Genomic DNA, 21,980 nt, shown 5'->3' on the forward strand with positions numbered 1-21,980 from the left:
CGAGAAACAGCGTGTCGTCACCGAACGACGCCTTCGCCTCGCGCCTGGCGGTGTCGAGCGCGGCGGGCAGATCCTCCGCGCGATCGACCGCGTGCATCCCCTTGCCGCCGCCGCCCGCGGCCGGCTTCACGAGCACGGGGAACGTGAGGCCTGCGGATCGGGCAACGAGCTCGTCATTGTCGAGCCCGGGTTCAGAGACACCGGGCACGACCGGCACACCGCGCACCGACACCCGCTCGCGGGCGCGGATCTTGTCACCCATGACCTCGAGGGCCTCGACGCTGGGCCCGACGAACACGATGCCCGCTTCAGCGCAGGCAAGCGCGAGCGCTGGCTGCTCGGAGAGGAATCCGTAGCCCGGGTGGATCGCCTCGGCACCGGTCGCCTGCGCGGCGGCGATGATCTGCCGCACGCTGAGGTAGCCGCCGGCAGACCCGGGTTCGGTGCCGTCGAGCGCGACGGCCGTGTCCGCGAGCCTGACGTGCGGGGCGTCCGCGTCGGCGGCGCTGAACACCGCGACCGAGCGGACGCCAAGCGAGCGGAGCGTCTTGATAATCCTGCAAGCGATCTCGCCGCGGTTTGCAATAAGAACAGAAGAGAACATTGCCATCACATCCGAAAGATTCCGTAGCCGGTCTCCGCGAGCGGCGCCCGCGAAACAGTGTCGAGCGCGAGGCCGAGCACCCCGCGGGTGTCGAGCGGATCGATGATCCCGTCGTCCCACAGCCGCGCGCTCGCGTACCGCGCGTCGCTCTGCGTGGCGAAGCGCTCGAGCGTGGGCCGAGAGAACTCGGCCTCCTCCTCGGCGCTCCACGAGCCGCCCTTCGCCTCGATCTGATCGCGCTTCACCGTCGCGAGCACGGAGGCCGCCTGTGGCCCGCCCATCACGCCGATCTTCGACGTCGGCCACATCCAGAGGAACCGCGGCGAATACGCGCGGCCACTCATCGCGTAGTTGCCTGCGCCGAAGGATCCGCCGACGATGACGGTGAGCTTCGGCACCCGCGCACACGCGACCGCCGTCACCATCTTCGCGCCGTGCTTGGCGATACCGCCGCGCTCATACTCGCGGCCCACCATGAACCCCGAGAGGTTCTGGAGGAACACGAGGGGGATCTTGCGGGTGTCACACAGCTGTACGAAGTGCGCGCCCTTCTGCGCGGACTCGGCAAACAGCACGCCGTTGTTCGCGATGATCCCGACCGGGTGCCCCTCGATCCGCGCGAAGCCCGTCACGAGCGTCGAACCGAAGTCGCGCTTGAACTCGTGGAAGCGGCTGCCGTCGACGATGCGGGAGATGATCTCTCGCGCATCGTACGGCTGCTGCGGCTCGGGCGGGACGACGCCGTAGAGCTGGCTCGGATCGACCGCGGGCGCCTCTGACGCTTCCACGTCCCAGGCACGGGGGCCTGGCGCGGGAAGCTGCGCGATGATGTCGCGCACGATCTCAAGCGCGTGCTCGTCGTTCTCCGCGAGGTGGTCGGCGACGCCGGAGTCGCGGGTATGTGTGACACCGCCGCCGAGCTCCTCGGCGCTCACGACCTCACCGGTCGCGGCCTTCACGAGCGGCGGGCCCCCGAGGAAGATCGTGCCCTGCTCGCGCACGATGACGACCTCGTCGCTCATCGCCGGGACGTACGCGCCACCAGCGGTGCTCGACCCCATCACCGCGGCGATCTGCGCGATGCCGCGGGCCGACATGCGTGCCTGGTTGTAGAAGATCCGGCCGAAGTGCTCGCGGTCGGGGAAGACGTCGTCCTGCAGCGGGAGGAACGCGCCGCCCGAGTCGACGAGGCTCACACACGGCAGCTCGTTTTCGGCCGCGATCTCCTGTGCGCGGAGGTGCTTCTTCACGGTGAGCGGCATGTAGGTGCCGCCCTTCACCGTCGCATCGTTCGCGATGATCATGACCTTGCGGCCGTGGATCTCGCCGACGGCGGTGATGAGGCCCGCAGCGGGAATATCGTCGTCGTAGACCCCGTCGGCCGCGAACGCGCCGACCTCGAGCAGCGGGCTACCACGATCCACGAGGCGCTCGACGCGCTCGCGCGGCAGCAGCTTGCCGCGGCCCACGTGGCGCTTACGCGACGCTTCGCTGCCGCCGAGCGAAATCTCGGCGAGCCGCGTGCGCATGTCAGCGACGGCGGCGAGGTGCGCGGCCTCGTTCGCGCGATACTCCGCGCTCGCTGGCCTCGCCTGGCTTGTGAGGGTCTCCATCGACGCTCCCCTTTCGGTGCGTTCCCGGGAGGCTCGCGCCGCCCGGCCGTACCCAAAGGTTAGCGGTCACTAACTGAATTGTCTAGCGGAACTCCTGTCGGCTGCAGCCCACGGTGCTCGTTTCCAGCCACGGGCCTCACACCTAGCCGCCGAGTGAACAGCTGGCGAAGCGTTGGCATACGCCCCGCTTCCCCGCCAACAGCCCCCATACAGTGGCTGATATGCCATCCACTGCCGCACCCACCCCCCAAGCGCAAGACGCTGCACCCCGGGCCGCGAGCAGCACAGCACTCGCGCTCGTACGCGCCTATGCCCCCGGGCTCGGGCACGGCGAGGGGGCAGTGGCGCGGGTGATCCTGGAGCGGCCCGAGGAGATCCCTTACTGGTCAACGCTGGAGCTCGCGACAGCCGCTGGAACCTCTCCCGCCACCGTGATTCGCGCTTGCAAGCGCCTCGGGTTCCGCGGCTACCAGCACCTGCGGATTGAACTTGCTCGCCAGGACGCCCCTGCGGAGCCAACGCAGGGAGACCGGGTCGCCAACGTGTTCACGAGCGCGCGCGAGGCGCTCCAGCTCGGCGAGCGCGCGGTTGACAGGGAAGCCGTGAAACGAGCGGCGGGCCTGATCGCAGGTGCCCGCCGGGTCATGTTCGCAGCCAACGGCTTCTCGGCACCACCGCTGCAGGATGCGGCGATGCGTTTCGCAACGAGCGGCCGGCCTGTTGAAGCTCCCCTGGATATCCTCGCGCAGCAGTTCACCGCGCACACACTTGGCCCCGGCGATGTCTGCCTCGCGCTCAGCCACTCCGGCGCGAACACCCACACGCTCGCCGCCGTGCGCACCGCACAGCACGGCGGCGCCGCCATCATCGCGCTCTGCAGCTACGCACGGGCCCCGATCCCCGAGCTTGCCGACGTCGTCATCTCAACCGGGGCCGTCGGCCAACAGCACGCTGTCGACCCGTTCTTCGCTCGCATCAACCACTCCGTTGCTTTGCAGGCGCTCCTCGAGTCGTTCACCGCACTCGAAAGCCCCCGCCGCAGCGGCGGCATGCGCGAAGTCGTCGCGGGCGCCCTCGCCGACGCCCCCAACTAGCCGCGGCACCACCGGACCCCTGCGTCCGAGCCCCCACCAGCCGCGCCGCCTTCCGCAACCAGCAACGCTCGGGCATTCCCCGCATGCACTCCTGAGCTTCACGCAGGGTTGATGCGTCGTTCACGCGCCCGCTACCCCGGCCCAGGATAGTGATTCGTGAAGCGCGTTTCATCGCCGATGAAACCACACGAAACAGCGCACGACACCGAGATTCACCGAAGGGGCCAGGCGTGAACACCATCGCACTACAGGGCAGCTACAACGCACGCGGAGTCGGGGCTGAGGCAGAGCCGTGGCTCGTGCGCTCAGCTGCGCCGGACGCCATTACGCCGAACGACGAGGCGATCCTGCGAGCGGCCGGCGTCGACCTCATTCTCGATCTGCGCGAGACCGCCGAACACAGCGAGCGATCGCACCTGCTACCGGTCGTTTCGGTACCGCTCTACGGCGAGACGCCCCCGGCTGCCGGTTCGCTCGAAGACATCTACCTTGGGCTGATCCAGCGGCGCGGGGCCGCCCTCGCCGAGGCGGTCGCGACCATTGCCGATCATCCCGGCGTCTGCCTCGTACACTGCGCGGCGGGGAAGGATCGCACGGGGCTCGTCGTCGCGCTCGCCCGGCTCGCCGCGGGCGAACCCCGCCAGGAGGTTGTCGACGACTACACCCGCTCGGGCGAGACCGTGCGACCGGCGCGGCGCGGGCTCGTCACTGCCCAGCTCGACGCGCTGCAGGTCTCCGGCGTCGAGCGCACCGCCGCCGAACGGCTGCACCTCGACAGCCCGGGCGAAGCGCTCGAGACCGCGATCGCTGCGCTCGACGCGTGGGGCGGCGCTGCCGAGTACCTCCTCGCTCACGGTGTTGAGTCCTCACAGCTCGCGGCACTGCGCGCACGCGCCGGCGCCCAGGTGGTCTCCTCGTGAGCCGCGAGAGCGGCCGCTTCACGGTGTTACACGTGAGCGACGTCCACGCCACGGACGACTGCAGCCTCTACGGGGCAGTCGACGGGCTCGAACGACTCGAACGCGTGGGCGAGTACGCGCGTGCGACAGGGATCACCCCCGAAGCGGTGATCATAACGGGCGACCTCGTCCAGCGCGGCAACCCCGGCGCGTACCCCGCCGTTGCCGCGGCGTGCCGGGCGCTGTCCGAGGCAGTCGCGGCTCCCGTACTCACAGTGCTCGGCAACCACGACGATCCACTCGCTTCCCGGGTGCTTCCCGGCCACGAGACAAGCCACCGCGGGGTGTCGCTCGTTGACGGCATGCGGATCGTCAGGCTCGACTCACGCACAGGCGCCCTCGGCGGCGAACAGCTCGACTGGCTCGCGGACGTACTCGGGGAGCCGGCACCAACGGGCACCATCGTCGCGCTGCACCACGCACCCCTGGGTTCTCCGCTTCCGACGCTCAGCCGGCAGGGCCTTGCCGACGCCGAGCAGTTCCTTGCAGTGCTCTCGGGCAGCGATACGCGAGCCGTACTCGCGGGCCACTTCCATCACTCGCTGGCGGCAACGGCCGCTGGCATCCCCGTGCTCGTCGGGCCTTCGCTCGCGTACCACCAGGTGATGGATGCCGGCCCGGATCACGTTGCGGGCCACGACGCCCCCGCATTCTCGCTCGTGCAATTCACGAGCCTCGGCGTGAGCGCGGCCGAGGTCTCCCTCTCCGCCCACGAACCGCTCTTCAACGAGCCCGTGCGCTCACCACCGTCTCTTCCCCGTATCCCCTCTGTTTCTCCGCTCACCACCACGCTTCACTCGACAGAAAGCCAGTAACACCACCATGATTCGTAAGCACACACTCGGTGCCATCGCAGCAGTCACCCTCGGCGCCATCGCGCTCACCGGATGTTCCGCAGCAGCCGATTCGTCCAGCTCCGAGACACCGGCGGCGAAATCGCCAGCCGAGGCTGCGAGCTTGACCCTCTATACCTCGGAGCCGCAGGAAAAGATCGACGCGATTGTTGCGGCGTTCTCCGAGGAGCAGCCAGAGATCTCGGTCGAGGTCTTCCGTGCAGGAACCGGCGACCTCACCGCGCGCATCGCGGCCGAAGAAAAGGCCGGAGCCGTTGGCGCCGACCTACTCCTCGCCGCAGACGCGGGCACGTTCGAGGATTACGCAGCTCGCGACCTGCTGCTTGAGTACGCTTCGCCTGAGGCCGAGGCAATCCTTCCCGAGCTGCTCGACCCCGAGAACTTCTACGTGGGAACGCGCATGCTGCCTACCGTGATCGCCGTGAACACGAATGTCATCACCGACGCGCCGACGTCGTGGCAGGATCTCACCGACCCCGCATACGCGGGCAAGATCGCCATGCCGAACCCCGACGTCTCGGGCGCAGCGGCGTACAACGCTGCCGTCTGGCTCGACGACGCACAGCTCGGAAAGCCGTGGCTTGAGGCCCTCGCGAAGAACGAGCCCCTCGTCGTCGACAGCAACGGCCCGGTATCGCAGGCGGTTGCCGATGGCAGCAGCCCCGTTGGCATCGTCGTCGACTCGCTCGTGCGCGACCTCGAGGCTGCGGGCTCACCGATCGCGGCCGTGTACCCGAGCGAGGGCGTTCCATACGTCACCCAGCCGGTCGGGATCTTTGCGAACACCGAAGAGCCCGAGGCAGCGAAGCTGTTCGTCGACTTCCTCATCTCGAAGCAGGGCCAGGAGATCGCGGTGTCGCAGTCGTACCTCCCGATCCGCTCGGACGTCGCTGCCCCCAAGGGCGCACCTGAGGTCAAGGATCTCGCGCTGCTGTCGCCCGAGCTGGACAAGATCCGGTCGACGCAGGCCGACGCCGTTGCAACCTTCAATGGCCTCTTCCAGTAACGCGCTTGCCGTGTCACCTGCGGGGGCGGCCGGTCACGGCCACCCCCGCAGGTTCGCGCCGGCACGGGTGAGACTCGACGGCTTCGCCCTCGCCCGCGCAGGGCTGTGGCTCGCGATCACCGCGCTCGTGCTGCTCCCCATCGGCACGATCGTGGTGCTCGCGGCGACGGGCGGCGGCTGGTCGGAGCTCACCTCCCCAGACGTGCGCGTCGCCGCCGTAAACTCCCTCGTCTCGGCGACCCTCTCGGGCGCGCTCGCCGTCGCCATCGGAACGCTCTTCGCGATCCTGCTCGAGCGCACCGACATTCCGTTCCGCCGCACTCTGCGGCTGCTCGCGCTCAGCCCAATGCTCATGCCGCCGTTCGTGGGCGCGATCGCCTGGCTCAGCCTCCTCGGGCCGAGCTCCGGGCTGAACCAGTTCTGGGCCGCACGCTTCGGCGGCCCCCTCTGGAATCTCTACGGTGGAGCAGGCGTCGTGTTCCTGCTCACCATTCATAGCTTCCCGATCGCGATGATGATCGTCACGGCCGCTCTCCGCCGGGTCCCCGCGGACCTCGAGCAGGCCGCGAGAATCGCGGGCTCCTCCGCCCCGCGCGCGCTCGGCGAGGTCACGCTGCCGCTGCTGCGCCCCGCGATGCTCTCATCGTTCATGCTCATCGCCGTCGCGAACCTCGCTGATTTCGGCATCCCGTCGATCGTCGGACTGCCCGGCCGCTACGTCACCCTGTCGACGCTCGTGTACCGGTACCTGCAGTCGGGCACGGTTGAGGATCCACTCGCCGTCGTCGCAGCAATCGGGTTCCTGTTGCTCGTAGTCGCGCTGCTCGGCGTCGTCGTCGACCTGTTCCGCTCGCGCACTCGCGTCGAGCTCGACGCACAGTCAGCGGCTCCCGCCCGGCTCCCGCTCGGCCCGGCACGGTTGCCCGTCGGCATCATCGCGGCCGTGGTCATCGTGGCCGTCACGATCCTGCCGCTCCTCACCCTCACCGCACAGGCGCTGCTTCCGGCACCCGGTGTCCCGCTGTCCCTCGAGACCATCACGCTCGCGAGCTTCGAACGCGCGCTCTCCTCCCCCGGCACGCTCAGCGGCGTCACGAACTCGCTGTGGCTCGCGGGCATGGCCGCGCTGATCTGCGGAGTGCTCGGCCTCGCCGTCGGCACCGTCGTCACTCGCACCCGTGCACGCGGCAACCGCGCGCTGCTCGGGCTCTCACTGCTGCCGCAGGCGATCCCCGGGCTCGTCATCGCGGTCGCCTGGCTCGTCATCGCCCCACGCATCGGCCTGTACAACACTCCGTGGATCATTCTCTGCGCGTACCTCACGTCGTTCGTCGCGCTCGTCGTGCAGTCGGTATCTGCGCCGCTCGCCGCGACACCGACCACCGCCGAGGAGGCCGCGCGGATCTCAGGCGCCACCAAGCTCCGCGCCCTCTGGGATATCTCCTGCCGGATGGCGCTGCCCGCCGCATTCTCCGGGGCTGTGCTCGTCGCGCTCACAGCGGTTCGCGAGCTCACCCTGTCGGTGCTGCTCCTCGCCCCGGGCACCCAGACCCTTGGCGTGGTCATCTTCAACCTCCAGCAGGCCGGCGCGTACAACGCCTCGTCTGCGCTGTCCCTCATCGTCGCGCTCGTCGGCCTCGCAGGCCTCGGACTCACCGCGCGCGCCTCCCGTTAGGAGCATCATGTCATCGGTCACCCTCGAATCCGTGAGCCTCGCGTTTCCCGGCGGCACGCTCGGCCTCGCCGACGTCGATCTCAGCGTCGGCGACGGCGAGTTCGTTGCGCTCGTCGGGCCCTCCGGTTCGGGCAAAACGACGCTGCTGCGAACCGTTGCCGGCTTCGCCGAGCCGACTGGCGGCACCGTCCGCATCGGCGACACAGTCGTCGCGGGCGCGGGCCGCGCAGTCGAACCGGAGCGCCGTGGCCTCGGCATGGTGTTTCAACAGCATGCCGTGTGGCCGCACTGGAGCGTCGGGAAGAACATCGAGTACCCGCTCAAGCGGGCCGGAGTATCGCGGTCGGAGCGCCGCGAACGCGTGAGCGAGGCACTCACCCTCGTCGGCCTCGCCGGCGCCGAAGCCCGCAACCCCGCGACGCTTTCTGGCGGACAACGCCAGCGCGTCGCGATCGCGCGAGCAATCGTCGCGCGGCCCAGGGTGCTCCTGCTCGACGAGGCGCTCTCCGCGCTCGATGAGCCGCTGCGCGATCGCCTGCGCCTCGAATTGCGGGAGCTCACCCGCGAGCTCGGGCTCACCGTGATCCACGTCACCCACGACCGCGGCGAGGCGCTCGCGCTCGCGGACCGTGTAGTCGTGCTCGATGGCGGCAGGATCCAACAGCAGGACACCCCGGCCGCGGTGCTCGCACGCCCCGCCACGCCGTTCGTCGCGCGCTTTATCGCTGACGCGACGATCGTTCCCGGTTCGCTCGACTCCGGCGGATTCACCGCAGCGCAACACCCGCTCGCGGTGCCGGCCGCACGTCTCGAGTTGCTCGCCGGGCAGCGCACGTCCCCGGGAGCATCCGCGCACAGCGCCGAGCTCGCGATCCTGCCCGAGTGGGTGCGGGTCGTGCCAGACCCGTGTGGGGAGGCCGTCGTCACCTCCTCGCTCTTCGGGCGCGACTGCGACGACCTCACCGTCGACTGGCTCGGGCTCAGGCTGCGCAGCCGGGTCGCTGGCAGCCGGGTCCCCGCGGGTACGCGAGTGCGCGTCGAGTGCGACCGCACGCTCGTGTACGCCGAGGGCTCCTCGGTTCCGCGTGCGGCGCACGATCAGGCGGCGCATCGCACCCCGAGTGCGCCCTCAGACTTAGATACTGCCCGAGCCGATAGCGTGGCAGCATGACTGCAGGAACTCCGGTACTCGCGCTCGTTCGACACGGCGAAACCGATTGGAACCGAGCTCGACGTATTCAGGGACGCACCGAGGTGCCCCTGAACGACACCGGCCGCGCCCAGGCGCTTGCGGCCGCCAAGCTGCTGAGGTCGTCGACACCCGGGGCATGGACCTCGGTACACGCATCGCCGCTCGGCCGCGCGATCGAGACTGCCGAGATCATCGCGGAGCAGCTCTCGCTCACCAGCCCCGGCATTCACGATGGGCTCTGGGAACGCAATTTTGGCGAGGCCGAGGGGCTCCTGGTCACCGAGAGCGAGGCGCGCTGGCCCGGGCTCCGCGAGGTTCCCGCCGCGGAGCGGATCGAGGACGTCGCGCATCGCTCTGCCGACGCGATCCGCGAGCTTTCACAGACCAGTCCCGGCTCCGTCGCCGTCGCGCACGGCGCCATGCTGCGGGCCGGGCTTGAGCGGCTCACCGGCGCAGATATTCCCAGGATTCTCAACGGCGAGATCTGGCTGTTGCGCCTCGACGGCGCCGAGTATTCAGTGGCGAAACTGGGATAACCAGCAGGCGACTCAGACCCGCCCGGTGCGGAGCGCCTTCGCGACCCGGCGGGCAGTCTGCTCGCGCACGAGCTGCGAGGCATAGATCACACGGTGGATCGGCACGTCGACGCCCAGTCGCGTCGCGTGCGCCACCACGGCCCCATTCTGATAGGCGAGTTCGGATGGCCGCCCGACCGCGAGGTCGCGCTGCATGGATGCGGTCGTGTCTGGCGAGAAGCCCCGTTCGTACGTGCGGAGGATGTCCCCCAGATCGTCTTTACCGAGTGCTGCTCCCATCGCGTTGGCGACGGCAAACACCTCCCGCATCGCCGATTCGACGAGCGCCCGAGTCTCCGGGACTTCACGCGTCTCCCCCACCGTCGCGCCAGCTACCGCCCCGATGCCACCGTATGAGGCGATGAGCGCAAGCTTCTTCCACAGCGCCCCCAGCACGTTTCCCGTCCAGGACGCATCAATCCCGGCACCTCGCAACGCGTCAACCACCCGCTGCGACTGCGAACTCGGCGCCGCAACACCGGTCGCGGGGCCAGGCGGCAGCACTCCGAGACTCATCGTCGCCTCTTCACCGATGACCTCGACTGCGGAATGCGAGAGTCGCTTCGCAATCACCACAATCGTCCCGGCGAGCACCCGCTCCGCCCCAATCAGCTCGGCGAGCTCCGCTGGCGCATCCACCCCGTTCTGCAGGGTGAGGACTCGGCTGCCCTCGGTAAGCGGTGTCGAAAGATCCTGCGCCGCGGCTCGAACCTGCCCAGCCTGCGTCGTGAGGATGATCAGGTCTGGTCTGCGGATCGCGCGAATGTCGTCAACGACAGTAATGTCGCGCACTTCGACGTAGGCGCCATCACGCCACATCTGCAGCGGCTCCCCGCGGAGCGCGAGCACCGTAGCCGCCCTGCCCTTCACCGTGACAGCGTGACCCGCCTGAGCAAGACGTCCCGCAATGTAGAGCCCGAGTCCACCGGCCCCATACACAAGCACTCTCATAACTGCGTCCCTTCGCGCTGGCAGCGTTGGTGAGTGCCTGAAACGGTAGTCGCGCCGCCTGAAACCTGACCGGAAACCCGCGCGAGCGCTCCGCTACTGCAGCGCTGAGGTGAGTCGGGCGAGCCCGTCGAGCAGCTGCGAGCGGAGGGGCTGCTTTGCCCACTCTTCGGGGAGCAGCTCGCGTGAGTTCGCACGGTAGTAGTCAGTCACCTCGTCAAGGTCACACACGAAGCTGTCACCGCGCACCACCATCGAGATCTCCATGTTCAGACCGAACGAGCGCGGATCCATGTTCGACGACCCCACCACGGCGACCTCGTGGTCGATCGTAAAGTGCTTCGAGTGCAGGATAAACGGCGGCCGGTACATCCAGATCTGCACGCCGGCGTTGAGCAGCTCCTCGTAGTACGAGCGTTGCGCATGGTAGACGAGCGCCTGGTCTCCGATTTCTGAGACGAAGAGCTCCACGTGCACACCACGCGCCGTTGCCGCGCGGAGCGCGTTCATGATCGAACCGTCTGGAACAAAATACGGGCTCGTGATGCTGATGCGGTGCCGCGCAGCGTACAGCAGCGACACGAACACCTGCAGGTTGTTCTCAGCCGCGTAGCCCGGTCCGCTCGGCACGATCTGGCAGTCGAGATCTCCCGGGAACTCGGTGGGGACAGATTCGATGTCGAGCTGTTCGAGGAAGGTATCGGTCTCGAGGTACCAGTCGGCCTGGAACACGGCCTCAAGCCCCAGCACAATCGGTCCCTCAACCCGCACCATGATGTCGCGCCAGTGAAGGCCGCGTCGAATGTTGCCACGCTTGTTGTAACTCGAATCAACGAGGTTTTGTGAACCCGTGAAGCCGATCCTGCCGTCGACCACCACGAGCTTGCGGTGATTGCGAAGATCCGGCCGCTGATATTCCCCACGCCACGGGCGCACCGGAAGCATGTACGTCCACTCCGCCCCCATCTCCTCGAGGCTCTGTGCGGTGCGACGCCTGCCTGGGTTACGGACGGCGGAAATGTGGTCAAGCATGACGCGCACCTTCACGCCGCGATCGATTGCCCTGCGCATCGCCTGAAACACGATATCCGTGGTGTCGTCGTGCACAAGAATGTAGAACTGCACGTGCACGTAATCCCGCGCACCGTCAATCGCTTCCGCAATCTGGTGAAATGACAGTTCGTAGTCGATCGTCATCGAAGCCGCGTTGCCCCGAAGCATCGGCTGCGCACCGAGGGTCTGCCCGAGCCGAACCGCGCTCTCGACCCCCGGGGACATCGCGTCAATGTCAGAGATGAGGCCCTGGTTCTCGCGTTCAGCGAGGCTGGAGACCAGCTGATTGATCGCTTCCTGCTTCTCCTCGCGGTGCGCAGGCAGGCGGTTGCTCCCGATGATGAGGAAGACAATGAGGCCGGGCACTGGCAACAGGAAGATCGCGAGCAGCCAGGCCATGCCCGAGGTTGGGCGACGGTTGCGTGGCACCACGAAGAGCGCAACGACGCGGATCGCCATATCGATCGTGAGTGCAACGGCGGCGCCGATCGCCGCCCAGTTCCAACCGGAAAAGAACTCCATCGTTGCCCTCTCCCTGGAACTACAGTGGGTGCACGGGATCCCGTGCCTGCACTAACTGTAGCGAAAAAGCGGGAGCTACTCTTCGCGGGCCGGGAGACCAGCCTTCGCGCGCTCCTGATCCTCGATCTCGCGGTAGATGCGTCGCTCTGTTCGATCGGCGCGAAGAATCAGTCTCATGACCATCCAGAAGAAGAGCCCGATGAGCACGGTCGGCGTAAGCGACCAGACTGCATTCATCCACCAGTTATCCATAGTTGCCAACCTTACTCGCCCACCCCCGAGGGTTTGCTGGGCGTTCAGCGGATCGAACTGTGCAAGGACGCAGTGGGCCTCCCCGCAACCGCGAGGAGGCCCACTCGAACGAGGCGGAACGCCCTACTTCACCAGCGGAAAGAGGATCGTCTCGCGGATCCCGAGCCCCGTGAGCGCCATGAGCAGGCGATCCATGCCCATACCCATACCGCCGGTGGGAGGCATGGCGTGCTCGAGTGCACGGAGGAAGTCTTCGTCAACCTTCATCGCCTCGACGTCGCCGCGCGCGCCCTCGGCGGCCTGCTGCACGAAGCGCTCGCGCTGCACAACAGGATCGATGAGCTCGGAGTATCCCGTTGCGAGCTCGAAGCCGCGGATGTACAGGTCCCACTTCTCGACGACGCCGGGGATCGAGCGGTGGTGGCGCGTGAGCGGGCTCGTCTCAACCGGGAAGTCCATGACGAACGTCGGGCCGGTGAGCGAGTCGATCACGAAGTGCTCCCAGAGCTCTTCGACGAGCTTGCCGTGGTTCGCGAGCGGCACCTCGACGCCCTCCTTGTCGGCAATCGCCTGGAGGTCAGCTACGGAGGTCTCCGGGGTGACCTCCACGCCTGCTGCCTCGGAGAGCGAGCCGTACATCGAGATGCGCGCCCAGTCACCGCCGAGGTCGAACAGCGTGCCGTCGGCCCACTTCACCGTGTGCGTGCCCTCGCGGTCACTGCCAACGTTCGCGGCGAGCGCGGCGTTCTGCACGAGCTCCTGCGTGAGGTCTGCGATGCCGTTGTAGTCGGTGTATGCCTGGTACGACTCGAGCATCGCGAACTCGGGGCTGTGGGTCGAGTCAGCGCCCTCGTTGCGGAAGTTGCGGTTGATCTCGAAGACGCGCTCGAGGCCGCCGACGGCCGCGCGCTTCAGGAACAGCTCGGGCGCGATGCGCAGGAACAACTCCATATCGAAGGCGTTCGAGTGCGTGACGAAGGGGCGAGCCGAAGCGCCGCCGGGCATGGTCTGCAGCATGGGGGTCTCGACCTCCATGAAGCCGTGCTTCGCGAAGGTCTCGCGCAGGCTCGCCATGGTGCGGGCGCGGGTGAGCACGTTCGTGCGCGCCTGCTCACGGGAAATCAGATCGAGGTACCGCTGGCGCACCCGCGTCTCCTCGTTGAGCTCCGTGTGCAGGTTCGGCAGCGGGGCGATCGCCTTCGCGGCGACCTGCCACTCGCTCACCATGACCGACAGTTCGCCGCGGCGGCTCGAGATGACCTCGCCCTTCACGAACAGGTGGTCACCGAGGTCGGTGAGCTCCTTGTACTCGGCGAGCGATTCCTCGCCGACCTCCGCGAGCGACAGCATCGCCTGGATGCGGGTGCCATCGCCGGCCTGGATCGAGGCGAAGCAGAGCTTGCCCGTGTTGCGCTGGAAGACGATGCGGCCGGCGATGCCGACGGTCTCGCCCGAGGCCGAGTCGGGGGTCTCTTCGAGGTGCCCCCACTGTGCCCGCACCGCGGGGATGGTTGTCGTCACCGGCACTGCGACCGGGTATGCGCCGCCACCGAGACCGCCCGCGGCGTTCAGCCGCTCCCGCTTCTCGAGGCGGATGCGCTTCTGCTCGAAGATTTCCTCTTCGCTCTGAATCTCTTCAGTGGCGGGATTCGGCGCAGTCTGCTCGCTCATGTGGCGGGTTCCTCCGTTGTGTAGGCGTAGAGATCCATCCTACGCGAGCCCCCGCGCTGTTCTCACATCGATGCCAGGCGGCTGGGAGATACTAGAGGGGTTGCGCACATCTCTGGCGCAGTCCAGTTCGAGGAGATTCATGCCTGCGTCATCGCGGATCACCCGCCGGGGTGTGCTTGCCGGGGCTGCTGCCGGGGCCATCACGACCTCAATCGTTGCCCTCGGGGGCTGGCGGATCGGGCAGCGACCGGTACTCTCTCCCGAAGCCTCGGGTGCCGCAGGCCCTCAGACTGGCCGCACCCCGCTCGCGATCCCGCCCCTGAACGAGGGCGCAGTCGGTCCCGACGGAGTCCGCGAGTTCGCGCTCGCCGCGCAGGCCGGCACGAGCGCCTTCCTACCCGGCAAGCAGACCCCGACCTGGGGATACAACGGCCCCTTCGGCGGCCCGACGCTCCGCGCTGCCGAGGACGAACAGGTCAGGGTGAGCGTGCGCAACGACCTCGACGAGGTCACCACCACGCACTGGCACGGAATGAAGCTCCCGGCGCTCGCAGACGGCGGACCACACCAGCCGATCGAACCCGGCGAGACCTGGACTGCGGAGTGGACGGTCGAGCAGCCAGCGTCGACGCTCTGGTATCACCCCCACAACCACGGCACGACGGAGGCACACGTGTACCGCGGGCTCGCCGGCCTCTTCCTCATTGATGACGCGGAACCCCCGCAGGACTCCCCGCTGCCGCGCGAGTACGGCGTCGACGACATCCCGCTGATTCTGAGCGACCGGAGCTTCGCGGCGGATGGATCGTTCGCCGAGCAACACCGCTCAGCGGCGGGCATGCTCGGCGACACGATCCTCGTGAACGGCACGGTCGCACCAGAGTTCATCGCGACTCGCGCACAGACCCGGCTGCGGGTTCTCAACGGTTCAACCGCCCGCAGCTACCGGCTGCAACTCGACAACGGTTCACTCGAACTTGTCGGCACCGACTCCGGGCTCCTCCCTGAGCCCGTCATGATCGACGGCATCACACTCACCCCTGGCGAGCGCGCCGAGGTGATCGTGACGCTTGAGCCCGGCGACACCGTCATACTGCGATCCGCCGCGCACTCCCTCGGGCTGCTCGGCACAACGGAGCGCGCAAGCGGCACCCGCGACAGTTTCGACATCTTGGCGATCGCACGCGACACGGATGACGACGACAGCGTCGGCAGCCCCGAGCTCGCTGATTGGGTCGCGGCGGGTGGGTTCCTCGCGGCACCCTTCCCCGCCGACGCTGAGCCAGACAAGCGGCGCACCGTCACCCTGCAGGACAGCAAGATCAACCACCGGCGCATGAATATGAACCGCATCGACGAGGTCGTTACCGTCGGCGACCGTGAGCGCTGGTTCATCACCAACGAGCACTTCCTGCCCCACAACCTGCATATCCACAATGCGCGCTTCCGCGTGCATTCGATTGGTGGCAGGGAGCCGGCAGCAGAGCTCCGCGGCTGGAAGGATACGGTCTATGCTCCGCCGAGCCGCACCGTTATCGTCGACGTCGAGTTCGGGACGTCAACCGATCCGCACCTGCCGTACATGTTCCACTGCCACCTCCTGCAGCACGAAGACCAGGGCATGATGGCGCAGTTCGTGGTCGTGCAGCCAGGCGAAACCGCGGGCCCGCTCGATACCCCAGCAATCCGTGACGGAGGATCACATGACAGCCACTAAGCCCGGCACAGCTGCGGCGGCCATCACCCGCTGGGTGCTCATTCTGCACGCAGCATTGCTCGCCGCCCAGCCGTTCCTTGCCGGCGCGATGCTCGACGCGATGAGCCCCGACCCGCAGACCATGCACCGGATGGTCGCGATGACGGTCGTGACGGTCAGCATCGTCCAAATCGTGATGGCGCTCATCGTATGGAAGGGCCAGGCCGCGTGGCCGCGGGACCTCGTGAACTGGTCGCTGATCCTCTGCCTGCTGGAGCTGGGCCAGTTCTCGCTCGGGCACCTGAGCATCGGCATGTCCGTGCATATCCCCCTCGGGATCACGGTGCTCGCAATCGGGCTGTTCTTGGCGTTCCGCTACGCGCGACGCTCGCCTGCGCCAGCAGCCGCTTAGACGTGCGGCGCGCTCACAGCTAGGCGCCGAGCTCCGGGTCGCCCGAGTGGCGCCCGATCTCCTCGTCGACCGCTGCCTGCACCGCGCCACCAACGATGCGATCCGCCCGGGCAATGCCGAGTTCCTGCAGCGTGAGGATGGCGTCCGCGGTCGCGAGCCGCGCAGCTGCAGCCGCGACCGTCACCGCTTCTGCATAGGCGCCACGGTCATGCTCAGCAACGATGACAGGCTCTGCCCCCATCTCGACAACGAGCGCCTGGCCGATCGGCTGCACGACCGCGGGAGCGGTCACCGCAACCGTCGCGCCGCTCAGCCGCGACAGGTCGAGACTCGTGCCGGTGAAGACCATGCTGGGGTGGAGCGCGATCGGGATGACGCCCGGCGCTTCAGCGAACACCGCGGTGCCGTGCTCGGGTGCCGTGTGGATGACCAGTTGCCCGGGCTGCCACGCCCCCAGCTTCGCGAGACCCGAGACGAGGCCGGGAATCTCCGCGCCCGGAATCGCGAGCAGCACAAGTTCCGACCGACGTACAATCTCCTGCACTTCAAGCACGGGGACGCCAGGGAGCATCGCTTCAGCGCGCTCACGGCTCTCGTCGCTCACGGCGCTAATGCCGGTGATCGCGTGTCCGGCGCCCGCGAGCGCGCGGCCAAGCACCGGGCCGACCCTGCCGGCACCGATGATGCCGATGCCGAGACGACTAGCCTGCGGGGTGCTCATCGGGCTCACCGCCGTGCTCTGCTCGTCGCGTGACCGGGTGATCCTCTGATTCTGCGCGCTGTACGGCCAGCATCGTGTCGGTGAGCTCCGCAAAGACACGCTGCGCGTCGGCGAGCGCGAGTCCACGGACCGACATACGTACCGGCCCGAGCACCGTGTGCGCCTGCAGGGATCCGAGCCGCAGCATGTAGTGCATGAGCGGACGGCTGAGCTGCACCGACTGCGCGCGCACAATCGGCATGATCGAGAGCGAACGCGTGAGCGCGCCGCGGCGAATGCGCAGCGTCGCATCGGTGAGTGCCGGCTGTTCGGGACGAGCGGCAGGGATGTCAATCCGCACGCCGGCACGCCGTTTGCCGAAGAGCAACAGCCAGGCAGCGCGCGGGCCAGCTCCGACGTAGCCCTCCCCCCTTGCCGGTGAGGCCCTCAGTGATACCGGTCGCGACGCCTGGCACCAGCGTCTCGATGACGCGCACGACGTCATCCTGGCGGCCGACGGGCAACACAACGTTCTGGGTGACGCTCTGTCCGGCCTCGGACACCGAGTGTCCGGCGAGTGTCACGCGCACCTTCCACCAGCCGAAGGGCCGCCAGAACAGCGGCTGCCGCGCCTCGATGGCATGGATACGCCCGAACGGGATCGAGTCGGTCACGGTCGAGGTGAGGCCTGACCCAACGCGTACGGACTCGCGGCCGCGTGAGAGGGTGAAGTTGAAGCCCTTGTTGAACTGGGAAATCATCAGGCCGATGTTCACGATGAGGATCGGGAACACGGTCAGGAGCGAGATTCCCGCGGAGGCGAGGAACCCGGAGCTCCCGGTGAGCACACCGATTGCGGAGCTCACCACGCCCCAGAAGATGGCGATGAGCAGCAGAATGAGTGCGGTCACGGCTTCCCAACCGAGGAGGATCGACCCGAAGAGGCGTCCGACCGGCACCCTGACGAGGGACTGCGCGGCAGCTGCCTCGGGATCCACGTCGAAGTCTGCGAACTCCTGTGCGCGCTGCGTGAGCGCGTCTGTTGGGCGGGCGTAGCTTGAACCGTCGTAGGAGGTCGTGACGGTGGCTGCACCGTCGCCAGAGGTCTCCGCAAACGCTGAGAGATCCTCGCCGTTTCGGCGGGCCGTCGCAAGCTGCAGGATCCGCTCACGCACTGCCTTCGCGTCCCGGTGCCCGAGGTAAGCAAGCTCAACCTTGCCGCCCTGTCCGCCCGTGAGCACCTCGATCTTCGTCATGCCGAGGATGCGCGCGAGCAAGGGGCGCTGCAGGTTGACGCTTTGCACGCGGTCGAGCGGCGCACGCCGGTGCTGCCTGAATACCACGCCCGAGCGCGACTCGACAGCGTCAACCGTCACCCGGTACGTGTGAAAGCGCCAGGCGACCCAGGAAACTCCGACGATCACGAGGATGAGGGCGAGCACCCCTCCGAGCACGATGAGCAGCGTCTGGCCGTTCGAGAGCATCCGGAAGAACTCTGCGACATCGTCGCCCTCGATCGGATCGTCCTCAGGCCCTGCGAGGAACATGCGGAAGAAGAGGTCACGGAAGTTCGCGATGAACACACCGATGAGCACAACAAGCACGAGACCGCCGCGGAGCAGCGGGGACACCGGGTGGAGCCGGCGCCAGCCCTCGGAGTCAGCGGTGCCCGGCATCTGGTCAGCGCCGGCGGGCTCCGGCGACTGCGTGTGAGCCTGTCCGATTGCCCCCGGGTGTTCCGCGGGCACGGCAACTGGCTCCGGCAGCTCTTGGTCGCCGGGAACTCCGTGGGTCACAGCCCTGACCGCCTGGACTCGGCGAGCTCGACGAGTCGGTCGCGCAACGCCTCGGCATCGGCTTGTGTGAGCCCGGGAAGCTGCACGCCGGTCGCGGCGGACGCGGTGACGAACTTGAGCGTCGACAGCCCGAGCGCCCGCAGCAGCGGCCCACGGGTGATGTCGACAAGCTGCAGCCGACCGTAGGGCACGGCAACGATGCGTTCAAACATGATGCCGCGGCGGAACAGCAGGTCGTCCTCACGAAGGATGTATCCGATGGCCTTCACGCGCCGAAAGGCAAACAGTGAGTTGATGAGGAAGAACGCGACCAACCCCCACAGCACGAGTGTGAGCCAGAGCGGCACCTCGCCACTGTTCGAGAAGTACACAATAAGAATGACAACGAGCGGGAAGAACGAGGTCACGACGTTGATGATGAGGTCGGAGACGGCGTACTTCGGCGAAACTCGGTGCCACTGGGGTGCAAGTTCAGGGAGTGTCTGTTGGGTCACGTCTCAAGTGTAGCCAGGCCAGTGTCAGCTTCGCCGTCGTCGTCTGCACTTGGGGGCACCCTGCACAGGTGTTCAGTGATGATCGCGCAGACCAGCAGTGCAAGGGCGGCGAGCCCCGTGATGAGCATCGGTAGCCACGTGGGAACGGGAGCGGGGACACTGCGTCCGAGCAACGACACCAGCAGTCCCCCGCCGAATCCGGCAAACGCGGCGCCGACGATCTGCCCAGCCCGGGCGGTCGCGAGCAGCCGCACCGCGTGAAACGGGTCGACCGCCCCGCTCCCCTTGGCAAGGTTCCTGCGGAGCCGCAGTCCGAGCACGACGAGCAAGATAGCGAGCGCGGCGAGCGTCAGGGGCATCGAGTACGGGAGCACGAGCGACGGGCGGCCACGTGAAGACAGCCAGGCCTGGCTGAGGAGCGCGAGCGCGGCACCGACGGCCGCCGTCCCGAGCAGGTGCAGCGGGTTCAGCCGTTGGAGCTTCTGCTGGCCACTCATTCAGGAGCCTCCGTCGTTCGCTCCGGTATGACCCGTGTCCGACTGCGCAGGCGCAGGTTCCTCGGCGAATGGCGCCGTCGTGTCGCCGATCCGCTCAAGCAGTTCGGCGACTCGCCCGTGCCCCATGAGTACGGCGTTCGGGTCGAGCGCCAACCAGGGTGCAAGGACAAAGTCGCGTTCGTGCGCCCTCGGGTGCGGCACGGTGAGCCGCTCGTCCGAGATCACACGCCCGCCGAACAGAATGAGATCAATGTCGAGCGTACGGTCGGCCCAGCGTTCGCCGCGCACCCGACCGAATTCGTGCTCGAGCCGCTGCATCACGTCGAGCAGCGCGTGCGGGCCGAGCGTCGTGTCGGCGACGGCGACTCCATTGACGTACTTGGGAGCGAGTGGGTCGGGGCCAGCAAGCGTCAGCGCGACAGTTTCCCTGAGTGGTGATGCCGTGAAGTTCGCGATCCCTTCGGTGGCCGCGAGTTCGCGTTGAGCCGCGCGAATCGTGTCTCCGCGTCCGCCAAGGTTCGAACCGAAGGCGAAGAGTACGGGTACGACCTGCGCGATCACGCTTCGCTCCGCTCTCGCTCGACCGTTACAGCCACATCCGCAAACGGGTGGGCGATCGGCGCATCGGGCTTGTGCACGGTCACCCGAGCACGGCTCACCCCCGGGTATCCGAGCGCAAGCTCGGCCACCCGCTCGGCCACGGTCTCAATGAGGTCGACGGGATCAGCGGCGACTGCTGCGACGATCGCGTCAGCGAGCTCACCGTAGTGCACAGTGTTCGAGAGGTCATCGCCGGCGGCAGCGGCCCGCAGGCTGACGGACACTTCCGCGTCGATGAGGAAGCGTTGGCCCTGTTCGCGTTCGAAGTCGAACACGCCGTGGTGCGCGAAGACCTCGAGCCCGGTGAGCGTAATTCGGTCGCCGCGATCGGGTCCGGCCCACGCGCGTTCGATCGCGATCGCGGCGGCGGTGCCAGCGACGTCGTGCACGCGGACCCCCCAGGCACCGGCCCGGGAGGCGAGCGCACTGACGACCGCGGTTGCGCCGTCACGGTCGAGCGGCCCGGAACCGGCTCCCGGCACCGTGGCAAGTGCGTCGCCGAGCATGCGCTTCCGCGAGGCACCGATGAGCACCGGATACCCAAGTTCCTGGAGTTCCCCGAGCCGCCTGAGAATCTCCCAGCACTGCTCCCCCGTCTTGTCAAAGCCAAGCCCGGGGTCAATGACAATATGCGAGGGGGCGACGCCCGCAGCGATGGCGGCCAGCGCCCGTGCGGCAAGTGCGTCCCTCACCTCGCGCACCACGTCGCCGTAGTTCGACCGGACGTGCTCGGGGTCGGGGATGCCTCGCCAGTGCCCGATGATGTAGCGGGAATCGTGTTCGGCTGACGCCCGGGCTGCAACCGTGAGCATCTCAGGGTCGTGGAGCCCACCCGAAACATCGTTAATAAAGCGAGCGCCGGCCGCGACCGCAGCCTCGGCGGTCTCCGCGTGGATCGTGTCGATCGACACGGCCGCCCCGGCCGCGGCAATCGCCCGAATCACCGGAAGCACGCGCGCAAGCTCTTCAGCACGCGGCACCGCTGTCGCACCGGGACGGGTCGACTCACCCCCGACATCGATCACGTGTGCACCGGCTGCGGTGAGCTCGCGCGCCCGGGCGGTAGCCCGCTCGGCGTCAAGGTAGTCTCCGCCGTCGCTAAACGAATCAGGGGTCGTATTCAGTACGCCAAGAATGACTGGCCCGGTGCCCGCCATGGCAGCGGCCCCAGTCACAGCGGTTTCCGATCGCCGCCCGGAGCGATGAGCGCAATAACCTCGGCCCGCGCAGCGGGGTCGGAGAGGCTGCCACGCGAGGCGATCGTGACGGCCTCGGCGCTGGTCTCGCGGACACCGCGGTCCGCGACGCAGCCGTGGCTGGCTTCGAGCACCACCAGCACTCCGAGCGGGGCCAGCCCATCGTCGATCGCCTGAGCGATCTGCTCACCGAGGCGCTCCTGCACCTGGGGTCGCTCCGCGAGTGCGGCGACGACGCGCGGCAGCGCGCTCAGGCCGACCACGCGGTCGCGTGGCTGGTAGGCGACGTGCGCTCGGCCGCGGAACGGCAGCAGGTGGTGTTCGCAAATCGAGCGCAGCGAAATGTCGCGCATGAGCACGAGTTCGCCTGTCTCACCGTCGACGGGAACCGCGTCGGTGAGGAACTGCTGCGGATCGACGCCGACGCCCGCGAAAAACTCTGCGTACGACTCGGCCACGCGACCGGGGGTCGCGCGAAGCTCGGCGCTTTCGGGGTCAGCCCCGATCGCGCCGAGCAGTTCGCGCACCGCCCGGGCGACCCGGTCTCGATCCACTCCAGCGTTCACAGGTG

The 21,980-nt window shown here is 67.9% G+C and carries 23 protein-coding genes; 9 read left to right on the plus strand and 14 right to left on the minus strand.

Features of this window, described 5'->3' with window-relative positions; translation table 11 throughout:
- Together AUL38_RS11495 and AUL38_RS11500 are read right to left on the minus strand one after the other, a co-directional pair.
- Positions 1-610 (minus strand): biotin carboxylase N-terminal domain-containing protein (locus AUL38_RS11495; RefSeq protein WP_304438383.1); only part of this gene is annotated, 610 nt, incomplete at its 3' end.
- Complete coding sequence (locus AUL38_RS11500; protein WP_059062336.1) at positions 610-2,217, minus strand: carboxyl transferase domain-containing protein; 1,608 nt, start codon at positions 2,215-2,217, stop codon at positions 610-612. The genes AUL38_RS11495 and AUL38_RS11500, both read right to left, overlap by 1 nt.
- Before the next feature lie 221 nt (positions 2,218-2,438).
- Here AUL38_RS11500 and AUL38_RS11505 point away from each other — a divergent pair, with 221 nt between their 5' ends.
- From AUL38_RS11505 to AUL38_RS11535, 7 genes are all read left to right on the plus strand, one after another.
- Positions 2,439-3,311 carry a MurR/RpiR family transcriptional regulator gene (locus AUL38_RS11505; RefSeq protein ID WP_059062338.1) on the plus strand — a complete coding sequence of 291 codons (873 nt, stop codon included), beginning with the start codon at positions 2,439-2,441 and terminating at the stop codon, positions 3,309-3,311.
- A 230-nt stretch (positions 3,312-3,541) separates the two neighbouring features.
- On the plus strand, positions 3,542-4,231 hold the full coding sequence (locus tag AUL38_RS11510) for a tyrosine-protein phosphatase (RefSeq protein WP_059062341.1): 690 nt from the start codon (positions 3,542-3,544) through the stop codon (positions 4,229-4,231).
- Positions 4,228-5,085: a metallophosphoesterase gene (locus tag AUL38_RS11515; RefSeq protein ID WP_083506825.1), complete on the plus strand. Its 858-nt coding sequence runs from the start codon at positions 4,228-4,230 to the stop codon at positions 5,083-5,085. The genes AUL38_RS11510 and AUL38_RS11515 overlap by 4 nt, the downstream gene beginning before the upstream one ends.
- Before the next feature lie 7 nt (positions 5,086-5,092).
- Positions 5,093-6,130 carry an ABC transporter substrate-binding protein gene (locus tag AUL38_RS11520; RefSeq protein WP_059062342.1) on the plus strand — a complete coding sequence of 346 codons (1,038 nt, stop codon included), beginning with the start codon at positions 5,093-5,095 and terminating at the stop codon, positions 6,128-6,130.
- Positions 6,114-7,805, plus strand: a complete 1,692-nt coding sequence (locus AUL38_RS11525; protein WP_083506826.1) for an iron ABC transporter permease — start codon at positions 6,114-6,116, stop codon at positions 7,803-7,805. Before AUL38_RS11520 ends, AUL38_RS11525 begins: the two co-directional genes overlap by 17 nt.
- 7 nt (positions 7,806-7,812) lie before the next feature.
- Positions 7,813-8,976, plus strand: coding sequence for an ABC transporter ATP-binding protein (locus AUL38_RS11530; RefSeq protein ID WP_059062344.1), 1,164 nt, complete (start codon positions 7,813-7,815; stop codon positions 8,974-8,976).
- Complete coding sequence (locus tag AUL38_RS11535; RefSeq protein ID WP_059062345.1) at positions 8,973-9,533, plus strand: histidine phosphatase family protein; 561 nt, start codon at positions 8,973-8,975, stop codon at positions 9,531-9,533. Before AUL38_RS11530 ends, AUL38_RS11535 begins: the two co-directional genes overlap by 4 nt.
- 12 nt (positions 9,534-9,545) lie before the next feature.
- On the opposite strand, the gene AUL38_RS11540 is transcribed toward AUL38_RS11535, so the two are convergent.
- From AUL38_RS11540 to lysS, 4 genes are all read right to left on the minus strand, one after another.
- Positions 9,546-10,523, minus strand: coding sequence for a ketopantoate reductase family protein (locus tag AUL38_RS11540; RefSeq protein ID WP_059062347.1), 978 nt, complete (start codon positions 10,521-10,523; stop codon positions 9,546-9,548).
- A 93-nt stretch (positions 10,524-10,616) separates the two neighbouring features.
- Complete coding sequence (gene cls / locus AUL38_RS11545) at positions 10,617-12,095, minus strand: cardiolipin synthase (protein ID WP_059062349.1); 1,479 nt, start codon at positions 12,093-12,095, stop codon at positions 10,617-10,619.
- A 75-nt stretch (positions 12,096-12,170) separates the two neighbouring features.
- Positions 12,171-12,347 (minus strand): hypothetical protein, encoded by a 177-nt coding sequence (locus AUL38_RS17565; RefSeq protein ID WP_201023739.1) that lies wholly within the window; start codon positions 12,345-12,347, stop codon positions 12,171-12,173.
- Between the two features lie 123 nt (positions 12,348-12,470).
- The gene (gene lysS / locus AUL38_RS11550; RefSeq protein WP_059062351.1) at positions 12,471-14,018 is read right to left on the minus strand and encodes a lysine--tRNA ligase; all 1,548 of its coding nucleotides are present in this window, start codon (positions 14,016-14,018) and stop codon (positions 12,471-12,473) included.
- Between the two features lie 139 nt (positions 14,019-14,157).
- Between lysS and AUL38_RS11555 the strand changes: the two genes are divergently transcribed.
- Both AUL38_RS11555 and AUL38_RS11560 read left to right on the plus strand, forming a co-directional pair.
- Positions 14,158-15,735: a multicopper oxidase family protein gene (locus AUL38_RS11555; RefSeq protein ID WP_059062353.1), complete on the plus strand. Its 1,578-nt coding sequence runs from the start codon at positions 14,158-14,160 to the stop codon at positions 15,733-15,735.
- Entirely contained in the window at positions 15,722-16,126 is a 405-nt protein-coding gene (locus AUL38_RS11560; protein ID WP_059062355.1) for a hypothetical protein, read from the plus strand. Before AUL38_RS11555 ends, AUL38_RS11560 begins: the two co-directional genes overlap by 14 nt.
- Before the next feature lie 19 nt (positions 16,127-16,145).
- On the opposite strand, the gene AUL38_RS11565 is transcribed toward AUL38_RS11560, so the two are convergent.
- Genes AUL38_RS11565 through folE form a run of 8 tightly spaced genes read right to left on the minus strand, consistent with a single transcriptional unit; the run spans position 16,146 to position 21,975 of the window.
- Positions 16,146-16,847 (minus strand): NAD(P)-binding domain-containing protein, encoded by a 702-nt coding sequence (locus tag AUL38_RS11565; protein ID WP_059062357.1) that lies wholly within the window; start codon positions 16,845-16,847, stop codon positions 16,146-16,148.
- The gene (locus AUL38_RS11570) at positions 16,828-17,187 is read right to left on the minus strand and encodes a PH domain-containing protein (RefSeq protein WP_059062359.1); all 360 of its coding nucleotides are present in this window, start codon (positions 17,185-17,187) and stop codon (positions 16,828-16,830) included. Before AUL38_RS11570 ends, AUL38_RS11565 begins: the two co-directional genes overlap by 20 nt.
- Positions 17,177-18,622, minus strand: a complete 1,446-nt coding sequence (locus AUL38_RS11575) for a PH domain-containing protein (protein WP_059062361.1) — start codon at positions 18,620-18,622, stop codon at positions 17,177-17,179. The genes AUL38_RS11570 and AUL38_RS11575 overlap by 11 nt, the downstream gene beginning before the upstream one ends.
- On the minus strand, positions 18,619-19,116 hold the full coding sequence (locus AUL38_RS11580; RefSeq protein WP_059062363.1) for a PH domain-containing protein: 498 nt from the start codon (positions 19,114-19,116) through the stop codon (positions 18,619-18,621). The genes AUL38_RS11575 and AUL38_RS11580 overlap by 4 nt, the downstream gene beginning before the upstream one ends.
- Positions 19,113-19,613, minus strand: a complete 501-nt coding sequence (locus AUL38_RS11585) for a DUF3180 family protein (protein WP_059062365.1) — start codon at positions 19,611-19,613, stop codon at positions 19,113-19,115. Before AUL38_RS11585 ends, AUL38_RS11580 begins: the two co-directional genes overlap by 4 nt.
- On the minus strand, positions 19,614-20,174 hold the full coding sequence (gene folK, locus AUL38_RS11590; protein WP_059062368.1) for a 2-amino-4-hydroxy-6-hydroxymethyldihydropteridine diphosphokinase: 561 nt from the start codon (positions 20,172-20,174) through the stop codon (positions 19,614-19,616).
- Positions 20,171-21,388 carry a dihydropteroate synthase gene (gene folP / locus AUL38_RS11595; RefSeq protein WP_235590703.1) on the minus strand — a complete coding sequence of 406 codons (1,218 nt, stop codon included), beginning with the start codon at positions 21,386-21,388 and terminating at the stop codon, positions 20,171-20,173. Before folP ends, folK begins: the two co-directional genes overlap by 4 nt.
- Complete coding sequence (folE, locus tag AUL38_RS11600) at positions 21,385-21,975, minus strand: GTP cyclohydrolase I FolE (protein WP_059062372.1); 591 nt, start codon at positions 21,973-21,975, stop codon at positions 21,385-21,387. The genes folP and folE overlap by 4 nt, the downstream gene beginning before the upstream one ends.
- Positions 21,976-21,980 lie beyond the last annotated feature (5 nt).

It is taken from the genome of Leucobacter sp. G161, assembly GCF_001482305.1.
Classification (GTDB): domain Bacteria; phylum Actinomycetota; class Actinomycetes; order Actinomycetales; family Microbacteriaceae; genus Leucobacter.

Excerpts from the sequence above, each read along its gene's own strand:
- AUL38_RS11500 (WP_059062336.1), bottom strand. The coding sequence starts at position 2,217 with ATGGAGACCCTCACAAGCCAGGCGAGGCCAGCGAGCGCGGAGTATCGC.
- AUL38_RS11505 (WP_059062338.1), top strand. The coding sequence starts at position 2,439 with ATGCCATCCACTGCCGCACCCACCCCCCAAGCGCAAGACGCTGCACCC.
- AUL38_RS11520 (WP_059062342.1), top strand. The coding sequence starts at position 5,093 with ATGATTCGTAAGCACACACTCGGTGCCATCGCAGCAGTCACCCTCGGC.
- AUL38_RS11525 (WP_083506826.1), top strand. The coding sequence starts at position 6,114 with ATGGCCTCTTCCAGTAACGCGCTTGCCGTGTCACCTGCGGGGGCGGCC.
- AUL38_RS11530 (WP_059062344.1), top strand. The coding sequence starts at position 7,813 with ATGTCATCGGTCACCCTCGAATCCGTGAGCCTCGCGTTTCCCGGCGGC.
- AUL38_RS11535 (WP_059062345.1), top strand. The coding sequence starts at position 8,973 with ATGACTGCAGGAACTCCGGTACTCGCGCTCGTTCGACACGGCGAAACC.
- AUL38_RS11540 (WP_059062347.1), bottom strand. The coding sequence starts at position 10,523 with ATGAGAGTGCTTGTGTATGGGGCCGGTGGACTCGGGCTCTACATTGCG.
- cls (WP_059062349.1), bottom strand. The coding sequence starts at position 12,095 with ATGGAGTTCTTTTCCGGTTGGAACTGGGCGGCGATCGGCGCCGCCGTT.
- AUL38_RS17565 (WP_201023739.1), bottom strand. The coding sequence starts at position 12,347 with ATGGATAACTGGTGGATGAATGCAGTCTGGTCGCTTACGCCGACCGTG.
- lysS (WP_059062351.1), bottom strand. The coding sequence starts at position 14,018 with ATGAGCGAGCAGACTGCGCCGAATCCCGCCACTGAAGAGATTCAGAGC.
- AUL38_RS11555 (WP_059062353.1), top strand. The coding sequence starts at position 14,158 with ATGCCTGCGTCATCGCGGATCACCCGCCGGGGTGTGCTTGCCGGGGCT.
- AUL38_RS11560 (WP_059062355.1), top strand. The coding sequence starts at position 15,722 with ATGACAGCCACTAAGCCCGGCACAGCTGCGGCGGCCATCACCCGCTGG.
- AUL38_RS11565 (WP_059062357.1), bottom strand. The coding sequence starts at position 16,847 with ATGAGCACCCCGCAGGCTAGTCGTCTCGGCATCGGCATCATCGGTGCC.
- AUL38_RS11585 (WP_059062365.1), bottom strand. The coding sequence starts at position 19,613 with ATGAGTGGCCAGCAGAAGCTCCAACGGCTGAACCCGCTGCACCTGCTC.